26 protein-coding genes are annotated in these 25,796 nt (G+C 57.5%); 8 read left to right on the forward strand and 18 right to left on the reverse strand.

The genetic code is table 11. The annotated features are described in order from the left end of the window. Window position 1: 1 nt before the first annotated feature. The gene (locus JOE33_RS10065; RefSeq protein ID WP_122694354.1) at window positions 2-2,257 is read right to left on the reverse strand and encodes a DUF1631 domain-containing protein; all 2,256 of its coding nucleotides are present in this window, start codon (window positions 2,255-2,257) and stop codon (window positions 2-4) included. 354 nt (window positions 2,258-2,611) lie between these two features. On the opposite strand from JOE33_RS10065, the gene nadC reads away from it, so the two are divergent. Further along, on the forward strand, window positions 2,612-3,460 hold the full coding sequence (gene nadC / locus JOE33_RS10070; RefSeq protein WP_096139144.1) for a carboxylating nicotinate-nucleotide diphosphorylase: 849 nt from the start codon (window positions 2,612-2,614) through the stop codon (window positions 3,458-3,460). Between the two features lie 45 nt (window positions 3,461-3,505). Then, entirely contained in the window at window positions 3,506-4,582 is a 1,077-nt protein-coding gene (locus JOE33_RS10075; protein ID WP_054992634.1) for a TIGR00266 family protein, read from the forward strand. Between the two features lie 215 nt (window positions 4,583-4,797). Here the strand turns inward: JOE33_RS10075 and JOE33_RS10080 are convergent, their stop codons facing one another. From JOE33_RS10080 to JOE33_RS10140, 13 genes are all read right to left on the reverse strand, one after another. After that, window positions 4,798-5,376, reverse strand: a complete 579-nt coding sequence (locus JOE33_RS10080; protein WP_122694355.1) for a TerD family protein — start codon at window positions 5,374-5,376, stop codon at window positions 4,798-4,800. Between the two features lie 37 nt (window positions 5,377-5,413). After that, complete coding sequence (locus JOE33_RS10085; protein ID WP_010437904.1) at window positions 5,414-5,989, reverse strand: TerD family protein; 576 nt, start codon at window positions 5,987-5,989, stop codon at window positions 5,414-5,416. Between the two features lie 27 nt (window positions 5,990-6,016). Then, window positions 6,017-7,051 (reverse strand): TerC/Alx family metal homeostasis membrane protein, encoded by a 1,035-nt coding sequence (locus JOE33_RS10090; protein ID WP_010437902.1) that lies wholly within the window; start codon window positions 7,049-7,051, stop codon window positions 6,017-6,019. 26 nt (window positions 7,052-7,077) lie between these two features. Then, window positions 7,078-7,527: a tellurite resistance TerB family protein gene (locus JOE33_RS10095; RefSeq protein ID WP_122529117.1), complete on the reverse strand. Its 450-nt coding sequence runs from the start codon at window positions 7,525-7,527 to the stop codon at window positions 7,078-7,080. Between the two features lie 51 nt (window positions 7,528-7,578). Next, complete coding sequence (locus tag JOE33_RS10100) at window positions 7,579-8,766, reverse strand: TerD family protein (RefSeq protein ID WP_209924069.1); 1,188 nt, start codon at window positions 8,764-8,766, stop codon at window positions 7,579-7,581. Next, window positions 8,763-9,356: a TerD family protein gene (locus tag JOE33_RS10105; protein ID WP_010437893.1), complete on the reverse strand. Its 594-nt coding sequence runs from the start codon at window positions 9,354-9,356 to the stop codon at window positions 8,763-8,765. The genes JOE33_RS10100 and JOE33_RS10105 overlap by 4 nt, the downstream gene beginning before the upstream one ends. A 46-nt stretch (window positions 9,357-9,402) precedes the next feature. Beyond that, window positions 9,403-10,149 carry an HAD family hydrolase gene (locus JOE33_RS10110; protein ID WP_032613655.1) on the reverse strand — a complete coding sequence of 249 codons (747 nt, stop codon included), beginning with the start codon at window positions 10,147-10,149 and terminating at the stop codon, window positions 9,403-9,405. Beyond that, window positions 10,150-11,100 (reverse strand): HpcH/HpaI aldolase/citrate lyase family protein, encoded by a 951-nt coding sequence (locus JOE33_RS10115; RefSeq protein ID WP_122591258.1) that lies wholly within the window; start codon window positions 11,098-11,100, stop codon window positions 10,150-10,152. Continuing rightward, window positions 11,100-12,194, reverse strand: a complete 1,095-nt coding sequence (locus JOE33_RS10120) for a cysteine protease StiP family protein (protein WP_122529119.1) — start codon at window positions 12,192-12,194, stop codon at window positions 11,100-11,102. The genes JOE33_RS10115 and JOE33_RS10120 overlap by 1 nt, the downstream gene beginning before the upstream one ends. Beyond that, entirely contained in the window at window positions 12,187-12,945 is a 759-nt protein-coding gene (locus JOE33_RS10125) for a trehalose phosphatase (RefSeq protein WP_187625654.1), read from the reverse strand. The genes JOE33_RS10120 and JOE33_RS10125 overlap by 8 nt, the downstream gene beginning before the upstream one ends. Beyond that, window positions 12,938-14,071 carry a phosphoribosyltransferase domain-containing protein gene (locus JOE33_RS10130; protein ID WP_122591260.1) on the reverse strand — a complete coding sequence of 378 codons (1,134 nt, stop codon included), beginning with the start codon at window positions 14,069-14,071 and terminating at the stop codon, window positions 12,938-12,940. The genes JOE33_RS10125 and JOE33_RS10130 overlap by 8 nt, the downstream gene beginning before the upstream one ends. 66 nt (window positions 14,072-14,137) lie before the next feature. After that, window positions 14,138-15,280 (reverse strand): trypsin-like peptidase domain-containing protein, encoded by a 1,143-nt coding sequence (locus tag JOE33_RS10135; protein WP_187625653.1) that lies wholly within the window; start codon window positions 15,278-15,280, stop codon window positions 14,138-14,140. A gap of 54 nt (window positions 15,281-15,334) precedes the next feature. After that, the gene (locus tag JOE33_RS10140; RefSeq protein WP_187625652.1) at window positions 15,335-16,333 is read right to left on the reverse strand and encodes an ATP-grasp domain-containing protein; all 999 of its coding nucleotides are present in this window, start codon (window positions 16,331-16,333) and stop codon (window positions 15,335-15,337) included. A gap of 119 nt (window positions 16,334-16,452) precedes the next feature. Between JOE33_RS10140 and JOE33_RS10145 the strand changes: the two genes are divergently transcribed. Further along, window positions 16,453-16,998 (forward strand): DUF1523 family protein, encoded by a 546-nt coding sequence (locus JOE33_RS10145; RefSeq protein WP_054992642.1) that lies wholly within the window; start codon window positions 16,453-16,455, stop codon window positions 16,996-16,998. Window positions 16,999-17,047: 49 nt separating this feature from the next. Here the strand turns inward: JOE33_RS10145 and JOE33_RS10150 are convergent, their stop codons facing one another. From JOE33_RS10150 to JOE33_RS10160, 3 genes are all read right to left on the reverse strand, one after another. Continuing rightward, window positions 17,048-18,334 carry a polysaccharide biosynthesis C-terminal domain-containing protein gene (locus JOE33_RS10150; RefSeq protein ID WP_187625651.1) on the reverse strand — a complete coding sequence of 429 codons (1,287 nt, stop codon included), beginning with the start codon at window positions 18,332-18,334 and terminating at the stop codon, window positions 17,048-17,050. A 161-nt stretch (window positions 18,335-18,495) separates the two neighbouring features. Then, complete coding sequence (locus JOE33_RS10155) at window positions 18,496-19,779, reverse strand: O-antigen ligase family protein (RefSeq protein ID WP_080009322.1); 1,284 nt, start codon at window positions 19,777-19,779, stop codon at window positions 18,496-18,498. A 194-nt stretch (window positions 19,780-19,973) separates the two neighbouring features. Then, complete coding sequence (locus JOE33_RS10160) at window positions 19,974-20,363, reverse strand: pilin (protein ID WP_187625650.1); 390 nt, start codon at window positions 20,361-20,363, stop codon at window positions 19,974-19,976. A 225-nt stretch (window positions 20,364-20,588) separates the two neighbouring features. Between JOE33_RS10160 and pilB the strand changes: the two genes are divergently transcribed. Genes pilB through yacG form a run of 5 tightly spaced genes read left to right on the forward strand, consistent with a single transcriptional unit; the run spans window position 20,589 to window position 25,203 of the window. Next, on the forward strand, window positions 20,589-22,283 hold the full coding sequence (gene pilB / locus JOE33_RS10165; RefSeq protein WP_187625649.1) for a type IV-A pilus assembly ATPase PilB: 1,695 nt from the start codon (window positions 20,589-20,591) through the stop codon (window positions 22,281-22,283). Window positions 22,284-22,285: 2 nt separating this feature from the next. After that, window positions 22,286-23,503, forward strand: coding sequence for a type II secretion system F family protein (locus JOE33_RS10170; protein ID WP_010437866.1), 1,218 nt, complete (start codon window positions 22,286-22,288; stop codon window positions 23,501-23,503). A 1-nt stretch (window position 23,504) separates the two neighbouring features. Beyond that, the gene (locus JOE33_RS10175) at window positions 23,505-24,377 is read left to right on the forward strand and encodes an A24 family peptidase (protein WP_187625648.1); all 873 of its coding nucleotides are present in this window, start codon (window positions 23,505-23,507) and stop codon (window positions 24,375-24,377) included. Continuing rightward, window positions 24,374-24,997, forward strand: a complete 624-nt coding sequence (coaE, locus tag JOE33_RS10180; RefSeq protein WP_096124562.1) for a dephospho-CoA kinase — start codon at window positions 24,374-24,376, stop codon at window positions 24,995-24,997. Before JOE33_RS10175 ends, coaE begins: the two co-directional genes overlap by 4 nt. Then, on the forward strand, window positions 24,994-25,203 hold the full coding sequence (gene yacG / locus JOE33_RS10185) for a DNA gyrase inhibitor YacG (protein WP_002552020.1): 210 nt from the start codon (window positions 24,994-24,996) through the stop codon (window positions 25,201-25,203). The genes coaE and yacG overlap by 4 nt, the downstream gene beginning before the upstream one ends. Window positions 25,204-25,329: 126 nt before the next feature. On the opposite strand, the gene JOE33_RS10190 is transcribed toward yacG, so the two are convergent. Beyond that, a complete protein-coding gene (locus JOE33_RS10190; protein ID WP_163031783.1) occupies window positions 25,330-25,791 on the reverse strand; it encodes a hypothetical protein in 462 nt (153 codons plus the stop codon). Window positions 25,792-25,796 lie beyond the last annotated feature (5 nt).

Here is a 25,796-nt window from a genome sequence, read left to right on the forward strand (position 1 = left end):
GTCAGGCGCCCTTGAGCTTGCGCAGGTTGCTGATGACGGATTCCAGGGCACGGTCGAAGAGCAGCGCATCGTCGAGAATACGTACTGCGCCGCGACGAAATTCGACGGCAAGACCGGTACGGGTCTTTTCCAGAACCTTCATGCCCGTACGATTGACGAACACATAACGCCCGGTCGGCTCGACAATCGCAGTCAATTTGCAACGCAGCTTGTGCTCCTCATCTTCCTGAATCTCGACCCAGCAACCGACCCGCAGCTTGTCAACCATCTGCAGACCTGCGTCGTCGTCAGGTAACTGAACAACAGGCTCATTGAGCATCCGTTCTTCAGGGGTGATCAGAACGATTTCCTCGACCACCGCCATCATCGGCGGGCCTTCGATGGCCTGACCGTCTGCCTGCGCCGTATCACCTTGCGCGGTGCCGCCCTCGCCTTCCTGCAAACGCGAGAAGTGCTGAAACGCCTGGACATGCAGCGACTCCAGCTGACTGAAGAATTCACTGGTGGCGAACGGGTCGAAGGCGGCGCTGGTCAAGCCGTCACGCAGCGACTTGAGCAGTCCAGGAACCAGCTCCAGCAGGCGCTGCAGAGCCTGCGGGTCGTCGTGCAGCTCGACGCTCCAGATCAACTCGTCCATGGTCTCCAGCCCGGCCTGCCACTCGCTGGACTCCTCGCCATGCTTGAGGCAGGTCAGCAGCAGGACCTTGCTCCAGGCCTCCTGCAACAGACGCACCACTACTTCCGGCAAGGTTCTGCCCAGCAGGCGCTGATTGAGCTCGTGCTGCACCTGCTGTCGGGCCAGTTCGGCACGCGCGCGGCCCTCTTCGGCATCGCGGGTGCGCTGCTCGAGCAACTCGCTGCGGCGACGCTCGTCACTGGTGAAGGCCAGAAAATCCGCCAGCAATTCGGAGAAAATTGCCGGGTCATCGACAAAATCATTGAGCAGGCGCTGCACGATCTGCTCGACGCGCTGATACAGCGAGTCGCGCTGATAGTCGTCACGGCCACCCCAGCCCAGTGCGGCAGTGGCTATTTCGTTGAGCAGGCGGCGGGCGGGATGACTGCCGCGGCTGAAGAAGCTTTTGTCGATGACCGCCACCTTGAGCATCGGAATCTGCAGGCGTCCAATCAGCGCACGCAATGAAGGTGTCAGGTTGCGGTCATCGAGAATGAATTCGAACAGCATGGCAATCAGGTTGATGACGTCTTCGTCACCGACACCGACAATTCTGGATTTACCGGTCTTGACGTTGACTCGCGTCAGCAGCTGTTCCAGCTGGTTGCGCAGGTCGAAATCGTCTGAAGTGTCCTGGGACGGCACATATTGCTGCAGGTGAGACAGCAGGCGCAGCAGGTCACGGCTGGAAATCGGACGCACTTCTGCGTTGGGTTCATGACGCGGCGCGAGGCTGCCGCGAACGTGCAGCAGCAGTTCCTGCAAGGCCGAGAAAACCTCCTGCACACCCTTGTCGAGCTTGTCGGCGGCTTCACTAAAGGCAGGGTCGGACATCTCGGAGACGCGACTTCTAGGCGCCGCCCGGTCGGAAGAGCGCCGGGCCGGCAAGGCTTTCATGTCCGGCAATACACCTGTGGCAATCAGCAGTTGATTGGCTTCGCTGTACAGATCATCCGTATTGGCCAGGACGTACTTCTCGAACAGTTTGAGAATGATCAGTTTGACCTTGATCTCGACGCCAAGGCTGCGCCCGGCCTCCAGAAAGAACCTGCAGAGCATCGCCGGCCCCAGAGGATTGGAGTCTTCGGCAATCGCTTGAGGAATGAGTACGTTCAGGCGTGCAGTGAGCTGGCCCAGAGCGAGGGCATCACGGCTCATGACCTTGCTGACCATGGCATCCACGGCCACGGTTTTCTCGAGATCATCGTTGTGCACCAGCGACAGCTTGTCGAAGGACACAGCGGCCGGAAGCACGGGCTCCTGAATCTGATACTGACCCAGGACCAGGAAAGACTCGTAGAACTTGTCGAGGAAGCCACGTTCTATGCTTTTGCGCTTGAGGCGCAGGTCACGCATGGCTTCAAAAAAGATGTTCTGCTCAGTGTTGCTGCGGGCACGGTCAGCCATTTCGAACAGCGTATCGTCGGCGTTATCGAACAACGCCTGCAATGCATCCTTGAGCTGCTGGGCCGCCTTGTCGCGAACCTGCAGCAACACAACAGGTAATCGGGCCAAAGGAGTACCCGCCCCCTGCAGAGGGAACGATTTGCTCAACGGCACTACTTTTTCGTCGTTCGGCATTACACCCCCTGACAGGAAACAACCTGAACCCCATCACAAACGTGGCTTGTTACCCTCGCACTGTGAAGCGACCCCCTTGGTCTTGCGCAACGTCAAACTCATGGCGTCAATTACAAGTCGGATTATCTTTCAAAACTTGTCATTAACGCCAGCGGGACTTTTCTTTCACTCTCGCGAAGGAAGCGGCAAGACATTCATGTGCAGCGATAGACCGCGATATTCGCTTTCCATCGCAAACGAATTTGCCAAACCGACCAACTGCATGTTCCCGGAGGTAACACCCTGGCATTGGCGCAGGTGGGTAAGCGGGATGCGGTGCCTTATACTCGAACGACTTTGCTACTGGAGCCCGCTATGCCGAATTTACGAATTGCCGACCTGACCGCCGAGATCGAGGCCAATGTGCGTCGCGCATTGCTGGAGGATGTCGGCAGCGGCGATATCACCGCCCAACTGATTCCGGCAGAACGGCTGGCCAAGGCCACCATCATTTCCCGCGATGCAGCGGTGATCGCGGGCACTGCCTGGGTCGATGCGGTATTCCGGCAACTGGACCCGCGCGTGGCGGTGCACTGGCAAGTGACAGACGGCGACCGCGTCAGCGCGAATCAGGCGCTGTTTCACCTTGAAGGCCCGGCACGCTCTCTGCTGACCGGCGAACGTAGCGCACTCAACTTTCTGCAGATGCTCTCGGGAGTGGCCACGCGGGCGCAGTACTTCGCGGACATGGTCGCGGGCACTCAAGTCAGACTACTGGATACCCGCAAGACCCTGCCGGGCCTGCGCCTGGCGCAGAAGTACGCGGTCACCTGCGGCGGCTGCCACAATCACCGCATCGGGCTATACGACGCGTTTCTGATCAAGGAAAACCACATCGCAGCCTGTGGCGGCATCGCTCAGGCAGTAGAAGCGGCGCACCGGATTGCACCGGGCAAGCCTGTCGAAGTCGAGGTGGAGAGCCTCGGTGAACTCAAGCAGGCGCTGGACGCAGGCGCCGACATCATCATGCTTGATGAGTTGAGCCTTGATGACATGCGCGAAGCCGTGCGCCTCACCGCAGGCCGTGCCAGTCTGGAAGCCAGCGGCGGCATCAACGACGATACCCTTCGGGTTATTGCTGAAACGGGTGTGGATTACATTTCCATCGGTGCGATGACCAAGGATGTGAAAGCCGTGGACCTGTCCATGCGCCTGAGCCTCTGACGTATCGCGCACAGCCAACTCACTATTCGCTCGGGAGTAGACGCTTTGGAACAATGGTTTGTGATGAACGCGGGCAAGCAACTCGGCCCGATGGACGCGGATGCTGCGCGGCTGATTGCCCGTGAGTCACCCGGTGCGTGGTGCTGGAAGCAAGGCATGCCGGACTGGCAGCCGATCTATCAGGTGCCGCAGGTACGCGCCATGAAGAAGGACGGTGTGACGCCTTTTCCTGATCCGACCCCGGACATGATCCAGCCCAAACCGTCCGCGCTGCCGGCGCAGGCAGCCCCGACACCCGCGCCTGCCTCTGTGCCCGCCAGACGCCCTTCGTTTACGCCCGACCCGAACGCCTCGGGCGGCTATGGCCTGGCGCAGACCACCGACGGGGTGGACTTCAAGCTGTACGGTACGGAAACCCAGTTCATCGAACTGGAGCTTGACCCTGGCGAAAGCGCCGTCGCCGAAGCCGGGGCGATGATGTACAAGACCTGCGATGTGCAGATGGAAACCATCTTCGGCGACGGCAGCAATCAATCGTCTGGGCTGCTGGGTTCGCTGTTCGGCGCAGGCAAGCGCATGCTGACCGGCGAAAGCCTGTTCACTACGGTGTTTTCGCAACAGGGCTCGGGCAAGGGCCGCGTGGCATTTGCAGCGCCCTACCCGGGCACGATCCTGCCGCTCAACCTGCGCGATTTCGGCGGCAAGTTGATCTGCCAGAAAGACAGTTTTCTGGCCGGTGCCAAAGGCGTCTCCATCGGTATCCAGTTCCAGAAGAAAATCCTTACCGGCCTGTTCGGGGGCGAAGGTTTCATCCTGCAAAAGCTGGAAGGCGACGGCTGGGTGTTCGTGCACATGGGCGGCACGGTGCGCAAGATCGAGCTGGCGGCAGGCGAGGCTCTGGATGTCGACACCGGGTGCCTGGCAGCCATGACGCAGACGGTCGATTACGATATCCGCACGGTCGGTGGCGGCATCAAGTCGATGCTGTTCGGCGGCGAAGGGGTGTTTTTCGCCAGACTGACCGGGCCTGGCACGGTATGGCTGCAAAGCCTGCCCTTCTCTCGACTGGCCGGGCGCATGCTGGCCGCGGGGCCTTCGGGTGTGGGCAGAAGCGAGCGTTAATTTCAGCACTCCGTTATTAGACCGGAGAAATCTCGACTATCGTGCCAATGCTCCGCGTTGGCATGCCGTTCCGGACGCTCCGCGTCCTCTTGACGACGCAGAGCGTCGTGAACTGCATTCCCACGCTGGAGCGTGAGGAACGATAGCTGTAATCAGCACCCAATAAAAAACCCCCGCCATTGCTGGCGGGGGTTTTTAGTGGGCGCTGCTCGGGTTTAGCCGATTGCCACGCCGTGAGCTTCTGCCAATGGCTTCAGACCGCCGGCAAAGCCCTGGCCAATGGCCTTGAACTTGAACTCTTCGCCATTGCGATAAAGCTCGCCGAAGATCATCGCAGTTTCAGTGGATGCATCTTCCGACAGGTCGTAACGAGCGATTTCCTTGCCATCTGCCTTGTTCACAACGCGGATGTAAGCGTTGGAAACCTGGCCAAAGCTTTGCTTGCGCTCGTCGGCGGAATGGATGGTGACCGCGAAAACCAGCTTCTTCACTGCTGCTGCCAGGCCAGTGAGCTTGACCGTTACCGACTCGTCATCACCTTCGCCGGCACCGGAGCGGTTATCGCCCAGGTGCTCGACCGAACCATCAGCCGATTTCTTGTTGTTGTAGAAAATGAAGCTGTTGTCATCCAACACCTTGCCATTTTCGCCAACGATGAAGATCGAAGCATCCAGGTCGAACTCGGTGCCATCGGTAACACGCGGATCCCAGCCCAGGCCCACGGTGATTTCTGTCAGGCCCGGAGCCTCTTTGGACAGGGAAACGTTACCGCCTTTACTCAGACTTACTGCCATGTTCTTGATCCTTTCCAGAAAAGTGGTGGGGCGTGAATCAGAAATTCATGCCGAAAGAGTTGGCGACGGCTTTCAATCCACCGGCAAAACCGCTACCCACGGCGCGGAACTTCCACTCGCCATTGTTGCGGTACAGCTCGGCGAAGATCATCGCGGTTTCAGTGGAAGCGTCTTCTGCCAGGTCGTAGCGAACGACTTCAGAACCTGACTGTTCATTCAATACGCGAATGAACGAGCCACCCACCTGACCGAAGTTCTGCTTGCGGCTGTCTGCATCGTGAATGGTCACGACGAAAACAACTTTCTCCACATCGGCAGGAACACGGGCCAGGTCGACCTTGAGGACTTCGTCATCGCCGTCGCCGGCACCGGTACGGTTGTCACCGGTGTGCTCGACAGAACCGTCGGCGCTCTTGAGCTGGTTGTAGAAAATGAAGTCAGCTTCACTGCGGACCTTGCCATTGGCGGCCAACAGGAATGCGCTGGCGTCCAGGTCGAAATCCTGTCCGTCAGTGGCTCGCGGATCCCAGCCCAGACCGATCAATACTTTGGTCAGGGTAGGGTCGGTTTTCGACAGCGAAAGGTTGCCACCTTTTTGCAGAGTCAAAGCCATGATTCGTTTATCTCCTTTATCCAGTGTTTACGCTTTTTCTTCCGCGGATTCGTCTTTGCCCGGGAAGAGCAGGCTTGCAACGATACCGATGATCAATACGACGACTACCACCAGCAGGCTGGTGTTGGCGCTGATCTCGTAACCGTGATGGAACAGGTGGTTGGTCGCGTTCAGGCCCAGTTTGACGGCGATGAAGAACAGCAAGGCGATAACCGCTTTCTCCAGGTGCACCAGGTAACGCTTGAGGGCTTCCAGAACGAAGTACAGGGTACGCAGACCGAGGATCGCAAACAGCATGGCCGAGAACACGATCAGCGGCTCGCGGCTCACGGCGATGATTGCCGGCACGGAGTCGAACGCGAACAGCACGTCGGAGATTTCCGCCACAACCAGACACAGGAACAGCGGAGTCGCGAACAGAGCGCCTTTGGCGGCCAGGGTGATACCGGCGTTTTCAGGCTTTTTGACTTCCTGTTCCAGAACCGAGCGGCTGACAAAGAAGTTGCTGCCGTGCAGTTTTGGCCACACCGGGAACAGCTTCTTGGCAAAGCGATAAGCCATGTGTTGCGAGTAGTCGACTTCTTCGTCGTCGTCATCACCCGCCCTGAGCATCATGATGGCTGTCCAGGCAACGATGACTGCAAACACCACTTCGACCCATGGACCAAGCGCCAGCAGGCCGGTACCAATGGCGACGAAGATGCCGCGGAAGACGATGGCGCCGATGATGCCCCAGTACAGAACGCGGTGGCGCAGGCCATCCGGAATCTTGAACCAGGAGAACAACGCCATGAACACGAACAGGTTGTCGACGCTCAACACTTTTTCCAGCGCATAACCGGTCACGAACAGCGTGGCGACTTCAGAGCCGTGCTGGACATACAGGAAACCGGCAAAAGCCAGCGAAATGGCGACCCAGAAAATCGACCACGCCGAGGCTTGCGCGAGGGTGATTGGCTTGTTTCCCCGGTGGGAAAACATGTCGATAGCCATGGCCGTAATGGCCAGGCCGACGAAAACCGCCATCGTGAGTGGAGGGAAGCCAAGAGAGGTGCTTTCCATTTAACTGCGTTCCTTAGGGTAAAAAATTACAGGTCGAAATCGGACGGGTTGAGGCCAAGCTCTCGACAGATCGTGCGGCAGACTTCCCGCTCTTTCTCATCGAAGCTGCCATCGGCGCCACCGATAGCACAGCAGACGCGCACCAGCAAACGGGCTGCATCTTCTTTCTTTTTGATCTTGCCAATGGCTTTCAAGGCCTCGGCGCGACCAATTTCAAAATCGAACTCGAACTTCGAGCAGGCTTCCTGGAAGCCCTGGATGACCTCCTTCATGTCGAAAACTTTCAGTTCCTGAGAGTTCTGAATGAAGCCCGCCATCTTCTGCTTTTCACTGGAGCTGATATCACCGTCTGCGGCCGATACCAGAGCACAGCCGGAGACCACAGCCTCCATGAATTCGCGATTCTTGAACTTCGAAACTTCCGAAGCCAGCTTGTCGCGAGCAGCTGTTGCGTTTGTTTTCAACCAGTCCAGCATGTCTATCTCCCATGAGGCGGCACAGCCAGCCCAGAAATACCACGGTATTGTTTACTTGGAACCGGCAGCCCAGCGCATGCCCCATCCGTAGGCCTTGTCCATGTTGCTGTGGCCGTTGTGGAAATCCACACGACGCGTCACCTTGACCGCACCGTTGTCATTTTCCAGCAGCGCAATGGCACACATGCCCTGACGACCGCCCTCTTCATTGAGGCGAACCTCGATGGGTGGCTGACCCGGAGCATGAATGGTGACAACCCCATCGGTTTCCTTCCAGTTCGGCGCACCTTCATAGATGAACGCGTAAACCAGAATGCGACGGATCTTGCTCCAGTGCGCACCATTGATATGCAGCCACTCACCGTCGCTGATCGAGCCGGTACGGTCATCGCCCATCAACTTGATGAAAGGCTCGGAGTTGAGCGAACCGAACGAGTTGCCCAGCGCCTGGACAGCGCCTTTGAGGCCGTCCTGCATTTCGAAGAGGCAGCCTACATCAAGGTCAATGGCATTGCTCTTCTTCATCGAGAAGAAGCCGCCGCCCTTGCTGTCGCTGCGACGGTTCCAGTTCAGGTTGACCCGGATCTCACCGAAACCGGCACTGGATTTTTCCAGACTGATCGAAGCACGGGTCTTGTCGAGCGTGATCTTGCTCAGACTGACGGTCGACTTGGGCGCCGGTGCTGGAACAGGTGCAGGTGCAGGTGCAGGTGCAGGTGCAGGCTGATCCTGTGGCGCGGCGACTTCAACGCCAAAGTTTTTCGCCAACGGTTCAAGGCCGCCGGCAAACCCCTGGGCCACGCAACGGAATTTCCATGCCCCCTGACGCAGGTAGAACTCGCCCAGAATCAGCGCGGTTTCTTTCATGCCGCTGGTAGGGATATCGGCTTCGATACCGCCGGTGATGCTCAGCGCCAAGCGTGACACGCTGCCAAAACTGGCCTTGTTCTCATAGATGGTCGCCGTCAGGGCAACCTTCTCGATGACCGGGTCGAGACGGCTCGGGTCAAGACTGAACACCGCACGTCCCGCTGACGCTTCCGTCTGCTGCAGCGCTCCGCTGTTCACACTTTTCTTGCCGTAGAAACACATGTCCTGATCGCCACGGACCTTGCCGGTATCGGTCAGCAGAAAAGCAGAGACATCGATGTCCGCATCCGCCAGCGGGGAATAGCTGATTTCGACCGTCAACGGCCCGGTGGTGACTGGTGCGTTGGCACCCGGGACAAGTTGGGTCATACGCGTACAGCCCCGATCGCCAGCTCGACCAGATCATCGGCAGTACGCCCGTTGGTGACCTGGCCTACTGCGGTGAAGTCCCAGCCCGATGGCGTGCGTGCCAGATAGGACATCACCACGCCGGTGTGCTGGCCTTTCTCGGACAGATCAAAGCGGCCCAGCTCGTTACGGCTGCCCAGATCGACAATACGGCAGTAGGCATTGGCGACTTTTTCGAAATTCTGACCGGTGAACGAATTGACGGTGAACACCAGGTATTTGACGGTGGCTGGCAGTTTTTCCAGATCGACGCTGATGGTTTCATCGTCGCCCGCGCCTTCGCCGGTACGGTTGTCACCCGAATGCTGAATGGCACCGTCACGCGATTGCAGCTGGCGGAACCAGACCAGGTCGAGGGGCTTTTTGTCGGCGTCGAGCATGATGCACGAGGCATCCAGGTCGATATCGCCGCCGCCACCACCGAGCAATTTACCGAAGAAACCGCTGGCTTTTTCAGGGTCCCATCCAAGTCCCATGCTGACTTTCTTGAGGCCTGTACCAGCAGTTTTCTCGAGTGAGATCGTCTGGTTCTTTGCCAAAGTGAGTGCCATTTTTCGCTCCATGTGACGTTGGATTTCGGATAAAAGTGTTACAGCCTTACTGTGTTGGCCCGTCTTTGCCATCAGGATTGTGTAACTTGGCGTTAACGGGGCCTTTATAACGGCCTCGACGCCACGTCGGATGGAACAGACGCCAGTGCGCATCCTGAGCAGCGGCAAGCAATTCGTGGTCACCTCGGGTGTCGCCCCAGGCGCGAACCCGGAACTGGGTCAATGGCCCGTAGACACTCTCCAGGCGCGCAACTTTCGAGTCGCAACGACAGTTGCTGCCTTCGATCAAGCCGGTCAGCTTGCCGTCGATTACTTCCAGGTTGGTGCCGATCAACTCTACTTTCAAGCGATCAGCGAAAGGTTGCAGGACCATAGCAGGCGATGCTGAACAAAGCGTGACAATGGCACCCTTCTCGATTTCAGCGGCAATGGATTCCAGCGCGGCAGGACGCATCAGGCGTTTCCAGTGCGACTGGCAGAACGCTTCAGCCTTCTGCTGCAGCCACTGCACTTCGACGCCACTGAGGAAGGCCTTGATCAGGCGCCCCTTGAGTTCATCGCGGGTCAGGCGCTTGGCCAGGTAGCCGATGCTGGGCAGCACTAGCCGCGCCATGCGCACCGAAAAGGCACGTTGCCCGAAGGCGAATTTGAGAAACGGGACAAAACTGTCGTGGCGGGTAATAGTCCCGTCGAAATCGAAGACCGCCAGCAGGCGCTGTTCCACTTCGATTTCAAGGTCGGGCCCTACAGGCTCAAGATCAGGTCCTACGGTTTCAAGGTCAGGTTCTATCATCTAGCTAACTGCCTCAGCGAGTCGAATGCTGGCATCCATGATCGAAGCGGGTGCGGATAACACTCCATGCCATTTGGCGCGCTCCATGATGTGGGTTGCCCATTTGTAGTGAGTAGCCGGTTCACACATCGCATCGTTGTACTTGAACACTGCGGGGGCCACAGAGTTCAAAATCATCCGGGCGGAGTTCATGTCCTCCAGACTGACGCGTAACGCATTCTGAATGATATTGACCTGCGAGGGGTGAATTGCCGTTTTACCGACCAACCCATTGGTAATATCCAGCGCCAGCTCATGTTGAAGAATGTCAGGGGTTGCCAGTTGCTCGAACACCGGTGCGGTGAGCGCAAAGCCCTGCGAACCCATGACACCGGCCAGCATGGGGATGACATACCCCATCGGCGTAGAATACAGGGTCATGGCCGGATTACGACGCAGCCCCAGGCAGCCCATCAGGTCATTGCCCCCGATGCGCAGCGCAATGATCCGCTCGTAGAGACTGGCCTTCAAGGCTTCCCCCAACTCGACCATCGCTGCCGGATTGAACACTTCAGGGGTTTCAAGTGTAGGCATCAACGCCAGCGCCGGGTTGGTGACAGCCTGCTCCCAGCTCGTCAGACTTTTCAGCGAGAGCTTGGGCACAACGAAACCGTCGACGTGCGCCATCAGCGGCCAGTCGTTGAGAATTCGCGCCATCGCGGCGTCTCTCGGACGTACGAACAGCAGCGGGCCATGGGCAGGACGACCGCCACGATCACGGATACGGGTGAGTACCTGACGAAGATTGAGCAACGCCGTGTCGACGTCGGTCAGCGCTACGGCGTCTTCCAGACAGACAACCAACGAGCGCAGCTCGGGAATCTTTTCACCGAACACCACATCGACGATGTCGTCCCGGGTCGCGGGCATGTACAGCGTTGCGCCCAGCGCGTAAGGCGAGAATAAGGCCATTAGCTCAGACTCCGAATGATGGTCACGGCCCGATAGGGCCCCAGGAGATCGCCAACTTCTTCGACGGGAATCCCCGCTTTTTCGGTCAGGTGCAACAGCAATTGCACGTCGCTGTCAGCCAGGTTGCGCACCAGTACGTGATCCGGCACGCGGCGCATGACCGCTCTGGTGGCTTCGGCAATGCCAGGCTTGATGCGATTGAGGTTATTGATCCTGAAGCGCTCGGCCAGACGGTCGACCACCAGTGATGCGGCGGCCTTGAGTTCAGTCCGCTGTGGCAGCGTCCAGGGTGTCAGCGTGAGCGTAGAACTGTTTTGACGACGCTGGCTGTCGATCTGTTCAATAAAAGACTGCGTGACATCGTGGTCCAGCAACTGCTCGTACACCACGCAACCGTGCAGCCCGCCGTCTGTCGGCCAGATCGAGCGCGACACCAGGCCGGACACCGTAGCACCGAGAATGCCGGACGGAATCACCCAGTCTTCTGCCGACGCTGCCAGCCAGGCGCTGCCGCACGGATCGGCCAGCACCACCAGCCGTGGCTGATCAGGGAAGCGTGTGTCGCCCGCCAGACTGCGACGGATCTCACTCGATATCGCGCCCTTGCCGGTCCAGCCGTCGACGAACACGATGTTCTGCGCGCCGTGGGCCTGAATGATGGCTTCAAGCGCCACCGTATCAATGCCGCGATCACGCACGATACTGATGCCGTAGTGATGCGCTTCGCGGCCCAGATCGATCAGCGCCCGCCGCAACAGCACACCCAGCGGCAGACCGGCGCGCACGAACGACACCAGAATGATTTCAGCGCCCGTGCACTCGCGGACGAGCGCCTGGGCCAGGGCCTGCACGTCTTCGGCCATGCGCGCGCCGTTCTGCTCGAGCGCACGCTCATACAGCGCCTTGTGAGCCGCGCTTGGGGCCGACTCTTCACTGATCATTTCCGAATAATGCTTCTTTCGCGTCTGGATCAGGCGCTCCTTCTCCTCGACGCTGGTGGTCTGCATTGCCACGCCACGCAACAGAAAATGCACGTCATCGTGCAGGTAACTGCCACTGCCGACCGTATCGAGCCCGTGAACGGGATCACTCATGCGCTGCTCCGACAAACATTTTTGCCAACTGACTGCGGGCAGGTGTCGCCCACCAGTGGCACTCGTCCATGAAACCAAGATCGGTAATGCTGTCGCCAAAACCGAGCACCGGGCGTTCGCCATTGACCGCCTTGTCGCGCCGCAGCCACTCCTGGACCGCGTAACGCTTGGCCAAACCCTCGGGCAGGAAGGCCATATTGTTGCCGTTGCCGTGGATATGCATGCCATCGAGCAAGCCCCGGGCCTGCACTTCGGCCAGCACTTTGCCGAGGATGCTGTCATCGCTCTCGTTGTGCTTGGTCACCACGTAATGGAACAGCTGCGCCTCTTCGACTACCCAGCCGCGCAGTGAAAATCCCAGCTCCTGACCGATCGCCAGTGTCGTCGCCGACAGCTCATGCAGGCGCGACTGGTAGCTTGCCAGAGTCTTTTTCATCTGCTCGTTCCAGTCATGATCGAGCCGACCCATGACATCGAGCATCACGCCACCATGGGAGCAGATCGCGCCTGCGGTGAACGGCAATTTGACCCGGCTGTAGGCCTCGACACTGCGCGCCGTCACGGGCACCACATCGGAATGCGCCAGCAACCAGTGCGCGAACGACTTCTGCACGTTGGTCATATAGCCATTGGCATTGCCAGTGATGTCCAGCGTTGCGACATGCTTTTCAATGTCAGCCGGGGTTTTGCGCGCGGTCTGGAACAGGGTGTCGTCCAGATCGACGAAGATCAGCGGGCGGTCGTTACTCATCGCAGATAACCTCGGCGTTCAGTGCTTCGATCAGCTCGGCAGGCACGGCCTGCCTTGGGGTTTCGGTACAGATCAGCACCCGGTCGAACTGACCTGGCCGCACGTTGTAGAGGAAGTTGGGGATGCCCAGGCCATAGTTGTCGGAGAACGACAGCGCATGGTCGATGGCATGACCGAGTGCAATCGGTGAACGGCTGGTGGAACTGAAATGTACGTCGGCTCCGGCTTTTTCCAGACGCTCGGCGAGCAGGAACGGACGCCAGACGAATTCACTGGTGCCAACCACCAGAATGCGTTCACCCTTTTTGACGATAATACCGGGGGCCAGCGTATCGGCCACAGACAGCACGCCCATGCGCCCCCAATCATTGGCAGTGACCAGCGGCCAGTCGCCCATGGCGACGGTGCCTACCTCCGGCATCTCCGGCAGCGGCGCGCTTACGTCTTCATCAAAGGAGTACGAGCCTTGCAACAGCGAAACCTGCTCCGCCACTGCGCCCATCGATGTACTGACTGCGCCGGCCGACCAGTCGGTGAGCACGCAGGTCACCACCCGTTCGAGCTTGCTCAAGCCAGCGTCGACCAGCGCCTGATGCAGGTTGATGAAAGTCTTGCCCGTCGACGCCTCGTCATCGACCAGCACCAGCGAACGGGCGCCAAGCATCATCTCGCGTAACGCAGGATCAGCGGGCAGGTGAATCAGGTGAGCGCTGGCGTGGCTGTGCTCTTCTTCAAAGCGGGCGAACAGCGCGCTGCCGGTTGGATGGCGCGTGCTGACCATGTACAAGGCGTCCGGGCGTGTTGCGCTATAGGCACGGTGTACGCCGGCGCCGAGGCCCACGGCCGTTTCGGCCATGCCGATGACCAGCACCGGGCCGGGCAGTTCTGTGGGGATCTTCTGCGCCAGATCCTGAAAACTTTTCAGCATCACGCTTGGGCGCGCAGGGATGTGGCGTCCCAGCACTCGGGACACGAAGAGAAACGCGCGCTTGGGGTTGCGCCGCTCGGCGAAGCCGAACAGTGAGTCTGGAGCAATGGTCGACGAATCGACGCTGACATTAAGGCGACCACGAAGCAAATCAGCACGAAGCTTTGTAGGGTTGGAAAAAGCTGCGCTGCTGTCCATCGATAAATTCCTGATTAGCGGGGCCGCAGCCCCTGACGCCTGCGGATCGGGCAGGCAACACCGGCTTCATTGGCGAGAGGCTTCAACGAGCCATAACGATGACTGAGCGGTGCGTGAGATTTCTGTGGTGGTGTACGACCTTTCCGGGCGGGCATGCGCAGCGTCGATGCGGCACGCCTGCAGAAAGGCCAGCAGCAGTGCGGACTTCACGGCGAAGTTCATGTTCTGCCCGTCCGGTACGGTGGACGTCACCATACCGATCACCGCGCCCCCGTTGTCGAACAACGGGCTGCCACTGGACCCCGGCTGTATGGGTGCCGTGAACTGAAACAGGCTGGCATCGTTGTGCAGGCCGAACAGACCGGAGATCCCGCCCTGAGTCACCTGCAACCCGCCACCTGAAATGGACGCCAGTGGATAGCCCAAAACCGCTACGGTATCACCCGGCTCACAGCCCTGCCCGTCCCGGAATGTAACCGGAGACAACGGCGGTGCGCCTTGCACGCGCAGCAGCGCGATGTCGTTACTGCGGTCGATGACCACCGGCTCGGCCTTGTAACGACCTTCCAGTGAAGTGATATAGAACACGCCCATGTCTTCGATGACATGCGCACAGGTCATGACGTGCGAAGGGCCGACCACGAATGCCGTGCCGGTCGCCGACTCATGCCGGGGCCCGCCACCCGAGGGCCCGCCAGACGGACGGCGCGGATGACGATCGTCCACGTCCAGACCGATCTTGCGCCCGAACGCCGACAGCCCATACGCCGAGCCTTCGCTCAGCGCGCGGAATTTCCATTGCTCATTGCGCTTGTAGAACTCGCCGATGATGATCGCTGCTTCGCCGTTATCGCGCAGGTCCAGGCGGTGCTCGATATCGCCATCCACCTTCAGGTGCAGGCTGCCGATATCACGAACCGGGCCCATGGCCGCGTAGACGTAGACCATCAGCAGCACGCGATCACTGCCCGTCGGCAACCTGTCCAGCCGGAGCGTGCAACCAACGTCCTGAGGGCCGCCGCTCCACTCCATCCAGCCCTGTTCCTGATGCAGCAGTGCTGGATCGCCCATCGGCTGGCGCTTGTCGTTGACCGCCAGCAAGGCGACCGCTGCGTACTCACCAAAAACCGAAGACTTGCCGCTCTCCAGGTTCCAGGTGCAGTGGGCGTCAGCTAAAGCAGTGTTTGCACCTGGCGCAAGAAGCTTCATGCCCGATCCTCCCTGATAAGAGCGATTAGTGATAGCAAAAATCTATTATCACGATCAAACCGAGGCCCGTACAGCGACCGTGATGGCCTTCACGCGGATATCTTCCAGCCAATGTGTTTCCGGTTCTTTCAAGCCGAGACGCCGTGCCGCGAAAATACCCGGCAGGTTGACGCCGGTTTCACGGGTGTAGCCAATGCCGCCTGAGTAACGCGGGTTGATCTCCAGCAAGCGCGGCTTGCCATCCGCGTCGTCACGGGTCTGTACATTGATCAGCCCGTCGCAGGCAAAATGCTCCGCTGCGCGGACCGCCAGCTGTACCGCCTCGCTGTCACGCTCGAAGGTCTGATTGAGCCCCACCTTGCGCCGCCCGACGAAGGCAACCGCCTTGCCGTGCTCGCAGACCATGTCCACCGAACACTCACTGCCCGGCATGTACGGCATGAGCAGCATCGCCGGGACGCCATCGGCCTGACGATAAGCATTAAGGTACGCCTGAAAGGTCGTCTCACGCGCATCGGGGTTGGCGAAACAACGAAAATCGTCAACGTCGGTCTTGAAGCGCCAAAAGCCGCGCCCGTAAATCCCGACCACCGGCTTGATACACACCTCGCCAGACACCGCCAACGCATCATAGGCCGCCTGCAACTCCTCGGCATTGCAGACGGCAATCCCCGGAATACACGCCAGCCCCGCCGCCTCGGCCGCCGCAGTGAAACGACTCTTGTCATCGACATCCATGAAGGTCTGCAGGGACGTTCCGCCCGTAACGAGGTCCAACCCTTCAGCGACAAAACGTGCACGCTGCGTTTCGTAAAAGCTGCCTATACGCCCGGCGACAATAATCTTGACGCCCAGCGAGCGAGCGGTCTGCAGCACCCAGTCGATACGCTCGTCGTTATCGACTGGCTCTTGCAGCGCCACATCGGCCTGCCCGGTAATTTCGGAACGCTGCTGGCGATGCGAAGCGATAATCTGCACCGACGCAGGCAGCGCATCGCGTGCGCCCATGATCACTTCACGCTGGCTGGATTGCCCTTCAAGGAACCAAATCATGTCAATCTCCGGGAGACAACGCCGTCAGCAACGGCCTTGTCGAATTTTGTAATAACTGTTTTGCTTCGAAATGTTCGGTTTAGGGCAAAGTCACGCAATTTTAAACAGAGGACGCTGGTATGAAGTGGCTGAGAAGGTCGATTTGGCTTGTGGTATTCGTTGCACTCGGGATCGGCGCATTAAGCCTCTACTACGTCCTGCCGCGCCATGATGTCGTGATGATCACCGGCGTGGAAGTCAAAAGAATGGACGCCGACGGCGTCATCAACGCCGAAAACCCGGCAGACGGCCCGACCCGCGACGTGTACTTCATCAACACCGAAGACCCGGACAGCAAGAAAGTCGTGGTCTACCGCAACGAAGACACCGGCTGGAGCTTCCCGTGGTACTTCAAATTCGACTCCGCCGACATCCAGGCCAAAGCCCAGGGCTACTCGCGCGATTCCCAGCAACTGGCGTTGATTCGTTACTACGGCTGGCGCATAACGATCCTGTCGATGTTTCCCAACGTGACAGAGGTTGAAGCGGTGACGAGTCGTGATCAGCCGTTTCCGGTTTTTAACACGATCTTTTTTGTGGTGGTGGGGTTACTGGTGGTGATGGTTGTGGTTGGGGTTAGGAGGAGGTTTCGTAGGCAGCCGCGGGTTGATGGGGTGGCGAGGTAACACTGGGCTTTGACCTCTGGCTCTCGACGGATGACTTCCGTTGAGAGCCTTAGTGGGCAGAAGTGTCGGGCTTCACTGCGAGGATACCGCCCAGCAGCAGGCAGATAGTAAGTATGGCTTCTGAAGAGACGGTTGCCCATGCAGCTCCCATGACCCCATGTAGTGGTACAAGCCACGCATTAAGGCACACGTTCGCGAATAACGAAAATGCCGCACTGATCAGAAAGAAACGCTCTTGATGAGTTGCAACTGCGCATTGCGTAAGAACAAAATTCGGGATGGCAAAGAACAATGAAATCGACAACCAGCCCATGATCGGCTGTGTTTCGTCGACATAAGCGCTACCAAAAAGCAAGCCTACTCCCCAGCCGCCGGACATCCAGCCACCGCCTGCCAGCAACGCACCAATCGCAAAAGCGATCAGGATCGCCTTGCGGCTGAAACCAACGCTACCGCCGGGCGTCTCCGCCAGATGACGCATGCGCCGAAATATCACTAGCGCGACAGGAGTAGCAAGCAGCATGACGCCGTCGATCAACCTGCAGGCAACGGCATAGGAGCCCACTTCCGGGACATAGCCCAACACGCTGTGCAAAATAACGATGTCTAAGCGGTGGTAGATAGTTGTTAGCAGGTCCAACAACAGAAAAACAAACGCACTGCGGTAAGCCCATAAGGGCAACACAAGAGGGGCTTTGATCAGCGTAGGTAAATGCCGACGAAACCCTACGAATGTCAGCAACAGACCAACCCCCCAGGCGGAGAAGATCGCGACAGGCACCAAGCCAAAGATAGCGATGCTGGAGAGAATCATCAGCACGCTCATACTTCTGGCACACACCAGAAAAAACGCGTCCTTGCCAAATTCTCCGGCGCCCTTGAACCACGAGGATAACCAGGTAACCAGCGTCATTGCGCCAAAAAAAAATACTGCGGCCGCCAATGAAACGCCATCCAGCCAGCGAGTCGCAAGATAGGCACAAAGCATCAGCATTGCGCTACTGACGAAAAGGTGCAGCAGAGCCTGGCTTGGCAGGACGTGATTCAATGCTTTCAGCGCAGCTGTAGGGGATGTTCTTTCACGCAGCAGCAGAGTCCTGATACCTGCGTCTTGAATCAATGCCAAAAACATCGCCAGAACATAGATGTAGGTGTAAGCGCCAAACGCATCAGGCCCCATGCTACGCGCCAGAAAAATTGAAAGCCCTAGCGAAATCGCAGCACCGTAAATCGTCGACATCCACTGAACGATCAGCGGGCTGCCTTTCTTTAACAAAGCAAGTAGCGAAAAACCCGGCGGTATTTCCATATCCGGCAAAGGCATCTTTGGAGACATCAAATACATCCGAAAGAAAAGGCTTTTATTTAAACAGCTACAGAGCGCCCAAGCTGCTGACTCAGGCTGCCTTACACGGTGGAGTGTGCAACAGATGAGGGTTCACCCATCGTCTCACCGAGCTACACAGCATAAGGAAAATGCTAGCAGAAAGCCCTGTGTTAGCGTCCGGGTGGAACCGCAATGACACCCTGCATCCAGAAACGAGGAAGGTATCGCCCACCGAAGTCTTCACCAAATTGCTGTCTGCGTGCGTCCATGTCGGGCAGGTCGCGAACAATGGTGTAGAGAATCATGCCTGTCGCCAGCGTCAGACAGACCAGCCACGCGCGACCGAGCACAACATTGGTCGGCCCAGGCACCTTTTGCCATTCATGCAACGCCAACAGCCAGCCTACAATGATCGCCAACCAGAGTTGTGAGTAAGGCATGACGATCACGCCATCGACCATGGACTGGGTCAGGGCACCAATGAGACTGGCGAACAGGCACAGGCGCATCAGGTCAACAGGCTCAAGGGACAGCGCACGCTTATGCACTAGCACAGCGGTGGTGCTCAACCCATACAGCGCCAGACCTGCCACACATAACGTCGAGGGAATCCCCCACTCACAGGCCCATTGCAGAATGGCCTGATGTGGGTGCGCCGCCACGGCATTCCATATATCAGCGAAATGCATGGGACCAAAACCAAGGAGCGGGCGCTCTTTGATCATTTCCCATGCTTGTTGCCAGAGGATTTCGCGCGCGGACAGAGACGTGGTCAGACGGTCGCCGGCGAAATTGCTGACTTCGATACCTAGCAAACCTGGCAACACGCTGAACAGCAGAGTGAACAGCAGGAGCCCCGTCGAAGCCGCGCCCAACTGCCAACCGGCCCAACGGCGTCCGGCAAGTCCGAGGCAGAACATAACTGCAACTGCGGCGGCCATGCCCAGCCATGTACCACGAGTTCCTCCACTGATCGCGATCATCCACCAGAGACTGGTCAGACAGAACAAACCAATTTTGATCGAGCGCCGCGTACAGGTCAGTAGTAGTGGCAGCACCAGTAAGGGCAAAGTGAAGGTCTGGAATTGACCATAGAAACGCTTGTTGGAAAAGCCGTCGAGTAGTAGGTCGGTGTCCAGGATACCTGCCGAGCCAAGAAATGCCGCTGTAGAGTTGGAGATAAACTGGATCGTTTTGACAGAGCAGATGAGGATGACAAAGCCTATAAAGGCACGATCCATCTGGTCACCATGAAGCCGCCTTTGCAGGGAGATTGCAGTCGCAATGGCACAGGAAAGTAATAAGACTGATAGTTCAGTCAGAGCCCACAGAGGCTGGCGAGCCGCAAAACTGGAAAGCAATCCTCCAGACAGCACGAGAAAAAAAACAACCTTAGTAGGAGAATCAAACAACAAAGCGGTTGAACGGCTAGAAAAAAATAAAAACAAGATCAAAACAGATAACGAACCGATAAAAAACTGCGTGAGGCGCTGAGTGTCGTGACTAGAATTATCTGGTATACACACAACGATGAGTAGCGCACAGCAAACGGATAAAAAAAACCCTGAATTTTTAGCCTTGAAAAACAACTTATCCTCTCTTCATCATAAAAAGAGGACGCAAGAGCGTCCTCTTCAACATAAATTACTTAGGAGGCTGCTCCAGTACAGGCACTGATATTAGCGTTTACCGGAACGACGGTACATGACCAAGTAATACTAGCGCCTACGGTAGCCACGTCTGGCGGAGTGGGCTGAAGTCTGACCGTGACTGCGCCCTTAGTAGCTGTCAGAAGACCGCTACCTGTGCAACCTGAGATAAGAGTAGTTCCGGTACCGCAAAGAGCAGCACCACTTGAGCCGTTCGACCAGTTTTCTGAAACAGCCAATTTAGCTGAATCCAAGCCAGCAAGCAGAGCAGAAGCCTGCGCGCGCAAGGTATAGTTTTGATAGGAAGGAATGGCCACTGCAGCCAAAATCCCGATGATCGCAACAACGATCATCAGCTCGATCAACGTGAAACCTTTTTGTGTTTGCATGCGTACTTCTCCAGGCGTCAATAAGGTAGTGCCTTGACTCTGGGCAAGCATAGCCCGTGCCAATACTGGGTAAGTCGCTACTCACTGCTTTGTGCCCTGACATTGACAACGGGGCAGTATCAGAAACCAGCAGAAACTGACAATTTTTGTCATATGCCTCGCTGCCAATTGGCAGCATCGCCCGACTAAGCTATAACCCTCACACTGTCTGTGTCTGGTGGTTATATGACTGATGCTGTCCTCACCGGTTTGGCCAAACAATTGGTCCTGGCCGAGCTCCTTACTGAACCTGTTGCGCAGCAAGCGTATCAACAGGCGCGTCGTGACAAGATTTCGTTGGTCAGCTATCTGGTTCAGAACAAACTGGTCAAAAGCCTGACGCTGGCAGAAATGGCTTCCGATCAGTTTGGCGTGCCATTCATGGACCTCGCCAGCCTGGACAAGGAAAGTCAGCCTAAAGGGCTGGTCAGTGAAAAGCTGGTTCGACAGCATCACGCTCTCCCCCTCTGGCGACGCGGCAACAAGCTGTTCATCGCCATATCAGACCCGACTAACCATCAGGCAGTGACTGATATTCAGTTCAGCACCGGCCTGAACACTGAAGCGATTCTGGTTGAAGACGACAAGCTGACCATTGCCATAGACCGTTTTTTTGACACTGAAAGCGGCCTTGGCGAGTTGGCAGACATTGATTTGGGCTTGGACATCGAGCCTGCCAGTGACAAGGAAACTTCACTGGCAACTCAGAGTGACGCCGACGATGCTCCTGTCGTGCGCTTCGTCAACAAGATGCTGATGGATGCCATACGGCTGGGCTCATCCGACCTGCATTTTGAACCTTACGAAAAGATCTTTCGCGTGCGCCTGCGCACCGACGGTATTTTGCATGAAGTGGCCAGACCACCGATCCATCTGGCCAACCGAATTGCTGCGCGCCTGAAAGTCATGGCCAGCCTCGATATCTCTGAGCGGCGCAAACCGCAGGACGGCAGGGTCAAGCTGCGCGTATCCAAAAACAAAGCGATCGACTTCCGTATGAATACGCTGCCAACACTGTGGGGCGAGAAGATCGTGATGCGGATTCTCGACCCGACCAGTGCGCAGATGGGCATTGATGCGCTGGGCTACGAGCCGGAACAGAAAGCACTGTATCTAGAGGCGCTGAAACAACCACAAGGCATGATTCTAGTGACCGGCCCGACGGGGTCCGGCAAGACTGTTTCCCTGTATACCGGCCTGAATATCCTCAATACTGTGGACATCAACATCTCTACAGCTGAAGACCCGGTGGAAATCAACCTGGAAGGTATTAATCAGGTCAATGTCAATCCGCGTCAGGGACTGGACTTTTCTCAGGCACTGCGCGCATTCCTGCGTCAAGATCCCGACGTAATCATGGTCGGCGAGATACGAGACCTGGAAACTGCCGAAATCGCCATTAAAGCCTCGCAGACCGGTCACATGGTGTTATCTACCCTGCACACTAATAGTGCTGCAGAAACCCTGACGCGCTTGCATCATATGGGTGTCGCAGCCTTCAACATCGCTACAGCCATCAACCTCATCATTGCCCAGCGGCTGGCGCGCAAGCTCTGTAGCCATTGCAAGAAAGAACTCGATATACCCCGGGAAACGCTCATCCAGGAGGGCTTTCCGGAAGAGAAGATCGGCACGTTCAAAATCTATGGCCCAGTAGGTTGTGAACATTGCAACGGCGGTTACAGGGGCCGGGTCGGTATTTATGAAGTGGTGAAGAAAACCCCTGAGTTGGAACGTATCATCATGGAAGAAGGCAATTCGCTGGAGATTTCCAGGCAGATGCGCAAGGACGGCTTCAATGACTTGAGGACCTCCGGCCTGTCGAAGGCCATGCAAGGCATTACCAGCCTTGAAGAAGTCAACCGCGTGACCAAGGATTAAGCATGGCCAGCAAGGCAGTTAAAGTCAGTGTTTACACATGGGAAGGTGTAGACAAAAAAGGCGGCAAACTCAGTGGTGAAGTGAACGGGCACAATCTTGCGCTTGTGAAGGCGCAGTTGCGCAAGCAAGGTATCAATTTCACCAAGGTACGTAAAAAGCCCGTATCGATCTTTGGCAAAGGCAAGAAGATCAAGCCGCTGGACATTGCATTCTTTTCTCGGCAGATGGCAACCATGATGAAGGCTGGCGTGCCGCTTCTGCAGTCATTTGACATCATTGCCGAGGGCGCAGAAAACCCGAACATGCGTGCGCTTGTCGGCTCACTAAAGCAGGAGGTCTCAGCAGGGAACAGCTTTGCGACTGCGCTGCGACAGAAACCGGAATACTTCGATGATCTGTTTTGCAACCTGGTCGATGCCGGAGAGCAGGCCGGGGCGCTCGAAAGTTTGCTGGACCGCGTGGCGAGCTACAAGGAAAAGACAGAAAGGCTAAAGGCCAAAATCAAGAAGGCGATGACTTATCCTACCGCCGTATTAATTGTCGCGTTTATCGTATCAGGTATTTTGTTGATCAAGGTCGTGCCGCAGTTCCAGTCTGTGTTTGCAGGGTTTAACGCGGAATTGCCAGCGTTCACATTGATGGTCATCGCGCTTTCGGAAGTCGTTCAGCAGTGGTGGCTGGCAATAGTTATATTGTTTTTTATCAGCTTTTTCATGTTTAAGCGCGCCTACAAACGGTCTCAAAACTTTCGCGATAGTATCGACCGCTTTCTTCTGAAAGTCCCCATTATCGGCCCCCTCATTTTCAAATCGTCCGTCGCGCGCTATGCACGGACACTCGCGACGACCTTTGCAGCAGGCGTCCCGCTGGTCGAGGCTCTGGATTCGGTCGCCGGAGCCACCGGTAACGTTGTATTCAGAAACGCGGTCAATCAAGTCAAACAGGATGTCTCTACTGGCATGCAGCTGAATTTCTCGATGAGATCAACAGGTGTATTTCCAAGTCTGGCGATACAAATGACAGCAATCGGGGAAGAGTCCGGTGCGCTTGACGCCATGCTCGATAAAGTCGCGACTTACTATGAAGAAGAGGTCGACAATATGGTCGACAACATGACCAGCCTCATGGAACCGATGATCATGGCGGTGCTGGGTGTTATCGTCGGCGGCCTTGTGATTGCCATGTACCTCCCCATCTTCAAACTTGGAAGCGTCGTCTGACATGCCCCTCCTCGATTTCCTGGCCAGCTCCCCCCTGGCCTTCGTCACCACCTGCTGCATTCTCGGCCTGATCATCGGAAGTTTCCTCAACGTGGTCGTCTACCGCCTCCCGATAATGATGGAGCGCGACTGGAAAGCCCAATCCCGAGAACTGCTCGGCCTGCCCGCCGAACCCGATCAACCCGTGTTCAACCTAAACCGCCCCCGTTCGAGCTGCCCGCATTGCGCACACAAAATCCGCCCGTGGGAGAACCTGCCGGTCATCAGCTATCTGCTGCTGCGCGGTAAATGTTCGCAGTGCAAAGCGCCGATCAGCAAACGCTACCCGCTGGTCGAGCTGACCTACGCAGTGTTGTCGGCCTACGTGGCGTGGCATTTCGGTTTCGGCTGGCAGGCGGCGGCGATGCTGGTACTGAGTTGGGGGCTGCTGGCGATGAGTCTGATCGATGCCGATCACCAGTTGCTCCCTGATTCTTTGGTGCTGCCACTGCTGTGGCTGGGCCTGATCGTCAACGCTTTCGGGCTGTTCACCTCGCTGAACGATGCGCTATGGGGAGCGGTGGCCGGTTATCTGGCGCTGTGGTCGGTGTTCTGGCTGTTCAAGCTGGTGACCGGCAAGGAAGGCATGGGTTATGGCGACTTCAAGTTGCTGGCAATGCTTGGCGCGTGGGGCGGCTGGCAGATTTTGCCGTTGACCATCCTGCTATCGTCGCTGGTGGGCGCGGTGCTTGGGGTGATCATGATGCGTGTGCGCAGGGTGGAAAGCGGTACGCCGATCCCCTTTGGTCCTTATCTGGCCATTGCGGGGTGGATCGCTTTGCTCTGGGGTGGTCAAATAACCGACTCTTACATGCAGTTTGCCGGTTTCAGATGACTCACCCTGATGAAAAACCCTGGATTCTTGGCCTGACTGGCGGCATCGGTAGCGGTAAAAGTGCAGCGGCGAAGTGCTTTAGCGACCTTGGCATCGACACTGTGGATGCCGATCATGCCGCCCGCTGGGTAGTCGAGCCCGGGCGCCCGGCGCTGGAGCAGATAGCGGCGCACTTCGGTAAAGACGTGTTGCAGGCCAGCGGCGAGCTGGATCGTGGCGCGCTGCGCAAGCTGATCTTCGAAAACCCTGAGCAGCGACGCTGGCTGGAAGCGCTGCTGCATCCGCTGATCAATCAGGAAATCGTCAGCCATCTGGCCAAGGCCAAATCGCCGTATGCCATTCTGGTCTCGCCACTGCTGGTCGAGTCCGGGCAATACCGCATGGTTCAGCGGCTGCTGGTGATCGATGCTCCGGCGCACCTGCAGATAGAACGCACCATGCTGCGCGACAGCTCCAGCCAGGAGCAGGTCGAAGCCATTCTCAAGGTGCAGATCCAACGTGAAGACCGCCTGCGCCATGCCAATGATGTGCTGGTCAACGACCGCGATCACGCTTGGCTCACCCGCGAAGTCGAGCGGCTGCACCATTTTTACCTTACTTTGCGTGGAGGCCAATCATGAGCCAACCAATGACCGTTCAATGCCCAACCTGCGACGCCCCGGTGGAATGGAGCGCAGCCAGTCCGAGCCGCCCGTTCTGCTCCGAGCGCTGCAAACTGATCGACCTGGGGGCATGGGCTTCTGAAGAACATGCGATTCCGGTGAGTCCGGATGCTGAGGATGAGTTGTTCTCGGGTGATCTTGAGGCTCCGCATAGGGGGCATTGATAACAAGCCAGTGTGAAGCCACTTGCTAATACGCAACCACGAGGGCTGTCTTTCAGCCGCATCTCAGGACGCCTGTGATGGCCCTTTCGCGAGCAAGCTCGCTCCCACAACGCTCATGTCTCGCGATCACTCACGCTCCAGCGCAGCCCTCAACGCATCAGCACTGCCAAATTGCTGCTGACTGACCAACTGCCCGTCGCGCAACTGTAACCACAGCACCTTATCGTCATCGCCTGCGTACTGGGGCACGATGCGTGCCTCTCGATCAAGCATCACGCGATAGCTGTAATCCCGCATTTTAGGGATGGCGAACATTTTGGCGATGATGGTTGGCATTTTCTGGATGTCAGCGACAAACACCGTGTGGCGTGATTCCAGAAAGCCTTTTGGCTTGTCCTGAAGGGCGGCATTCACCAACTTGGCGGCGTCCATGCTGCGTGCGACCAGCAGGGTTTGCGTCTGGTTGTTCAGGGTGTAGGGCTGGTCGTATTGATCGAGCAGTGTCCAGGAGGACAAACGCTCACCGACTTGCAGGGCGTTGGCGGTGAGCGGCAGCAAGGCCAGCAGCAGGATGGGAATGAGCTTCACAGGTC

Source organism: Pseudomonas sp. PvP027 (genome assembly GCF_017833005.1).
GTDB classification, from domain to species: domain Bacteria; phylum Pseudomonadota; class Gammaproteobacteria; order Pseudomonadales; family Pseudomonadaceae; genus Aquipseudomonas; species Aquipseudomonas congelans.

Excerpts from the sequence above, each read along its gene's own strand:
- JOE33_RS10115 (WP_122591258.1), bottom strand. The coding sequence starts at position 11,100 with ATGGCCTTATTCTCGCCTTACGCGCTGGGCGCAACGCTGTACATGCCC.
- coaE (WP_096124562.1), top strand. The coding sequence starts at position 24,374 with ATGACTCACCCTGATGAAAAACCCTGGATTCTTGGCCTGACTGGCGGC.
- JOE33_RS10085 (WP_010437904.1), bottom strand. The coding sequence starts at position 5,989 with ATGGCTTTGACTCTGCAAAAAGGTGGCAACCTTTCGCTGTCGAAAACC.
- JOE33_RS10150 (WP_187625651.1), bottom strand. The coding sequence starts at position 18,334 with ATGTCTCCAAAGATGCCTTTGCCGGATATGGAAATACCGCCGGGTTTT.
- JOE33_RS10160 (WP_187625650.1), bottom strand. The coding sequence starts at position 20,363 with ATGCAAACACAAAAAGGTTTCACGTTGATCGAGCTGATGATCGTTGTT.
- JOE33_RS10095 (WP_122529117.1), bottom strand. The coding sequence starts at position 7,527 with ATGCTGGACTGGTTGAAAACAAACGCAACAGCTGCTCGCGACAAGCTG.
- pilB (WP_187625649.1), top strand. The coding sequence starts at position 20,589 with ATGACTGATGCTGTCCTCACCGGTTTGGCCAAACAATTGGTCCTGGCC.
- nadC (WP_096139144.1), top strand. The coding sequence starts at position 2,612 with ATGCCGAATTTACGAATTGCCGACCTGACCGCCGAGATCGAGGCCAAT.
- JOE33_RS10125 (WP_187625654.1), bottom strand. The coding sequence starts at position 12,945 with ATGAGTAACGACCGCCCGCTGATCTTCGTCGATCTGGACGACACCCTG.
- JOE33_RS10080 (WP_122694355.1), bottom strand. The coding sequence starts at position 5,376 with ATGGCAGTAAGTCTGAGTAAAGGCGGTAACGTTTCCCTGTCCAAAGAG.
- JOE33_RS10140 (WP_187625652.1), bottom strand. The coding sequence starts at position 16,333 with ATGATTTGGTTCCTTGAAGGGCAATCCAGCCAGCGTGAAGTGATCATG.
- JOE33_RS10130 (WP_122591260.1), bottom strand. The coding sequence starts at position 14,071 with ATGGACAGCAGCGCAGCTTTTTCCAACCCTACAAAGCTTCGTGCTGAT.
- JOE33_RS10065 (WP_122694354.1), bottom strand. The coding sequence starts at position 2,257 with ATGCCGAACGACGAAAAAGTAGTGCCGTTGAGCAAATCGTTCCCTCTG.
- JOE33_RS10175 (WP_187625648.1), top strand. The coding sequence starts at position 23,505 with ATGCCCCTCCTCGATTTCCTGGCCAGCTCCCCCCTGGCCTTCGTCACC.
- JOE33_RS10135 (WP_187625653.1), bottom strand. The coding sequence starts at position 15,280 with ATGAAGCTTCTTGCGCCAGGTGCAAACACTGCTTTAGCTGACGCCCAC.
- JOE33_RS10120 (WP_122529119.1), bottom strand. The coding sequence starts at position 12,194 with ATGAGTGATCCCGTTCACGGGCTCGATACGGTCGGCAGTGGCAGTTAC.
- JOE33_RS10100 (WP_209924069.1), bottom strand. The coding sequence starts at position 8,766 with ATGACCCAACTTGTCCCGGGTGCCAACGCACCAGTCACCACCGGGCCG.
- JOE33_RS10110 (WP_032613655.1), bottom strand. The coding sequence starts at position 10,149 with ATGATAGAACCTGACCTTGAAACCGTAGGACCTGATCTTGAGCCTGTA.
- yacG (WP_002552020.1), top strand. The coding sequence starts at position 24,994 with ATGAGCCAACCAATGACCGTTCAATGCCCAACCTGCGACGCCCCGGTG.
- JOE33_RS10090 (WP_010437902.1), bottom strand. The coding sequence starts at position 7,051 with ATGGAAAGCACCTCTCTTGGCTTCCCTCCACTCACGATGGCGGTTTTC.
- JOE33_RS10145 (WP_054992642.1), top strand. The coding sequence starts at position 16,453 with ATGAAGTGGCTGAGAAGGTCGATTTGGCTTGTGGTATTCGTTGCACTC.
- JOE33_RS10105 (WP_010437893.1), bottom strand. The coding sequence starts at position 9,356 with ATGGCACTCACTTTGGCAAAGAACCAGACGATCTCACTCGAGAAAACT.
- JOE33_RS10170 (WP_010437866.1), top strand. The coding sequence starts at position 22,286 with ATGGCCAGCAAGGCAGTTAAAGTCAGTGTTTACACATGGGAAGGTGTA.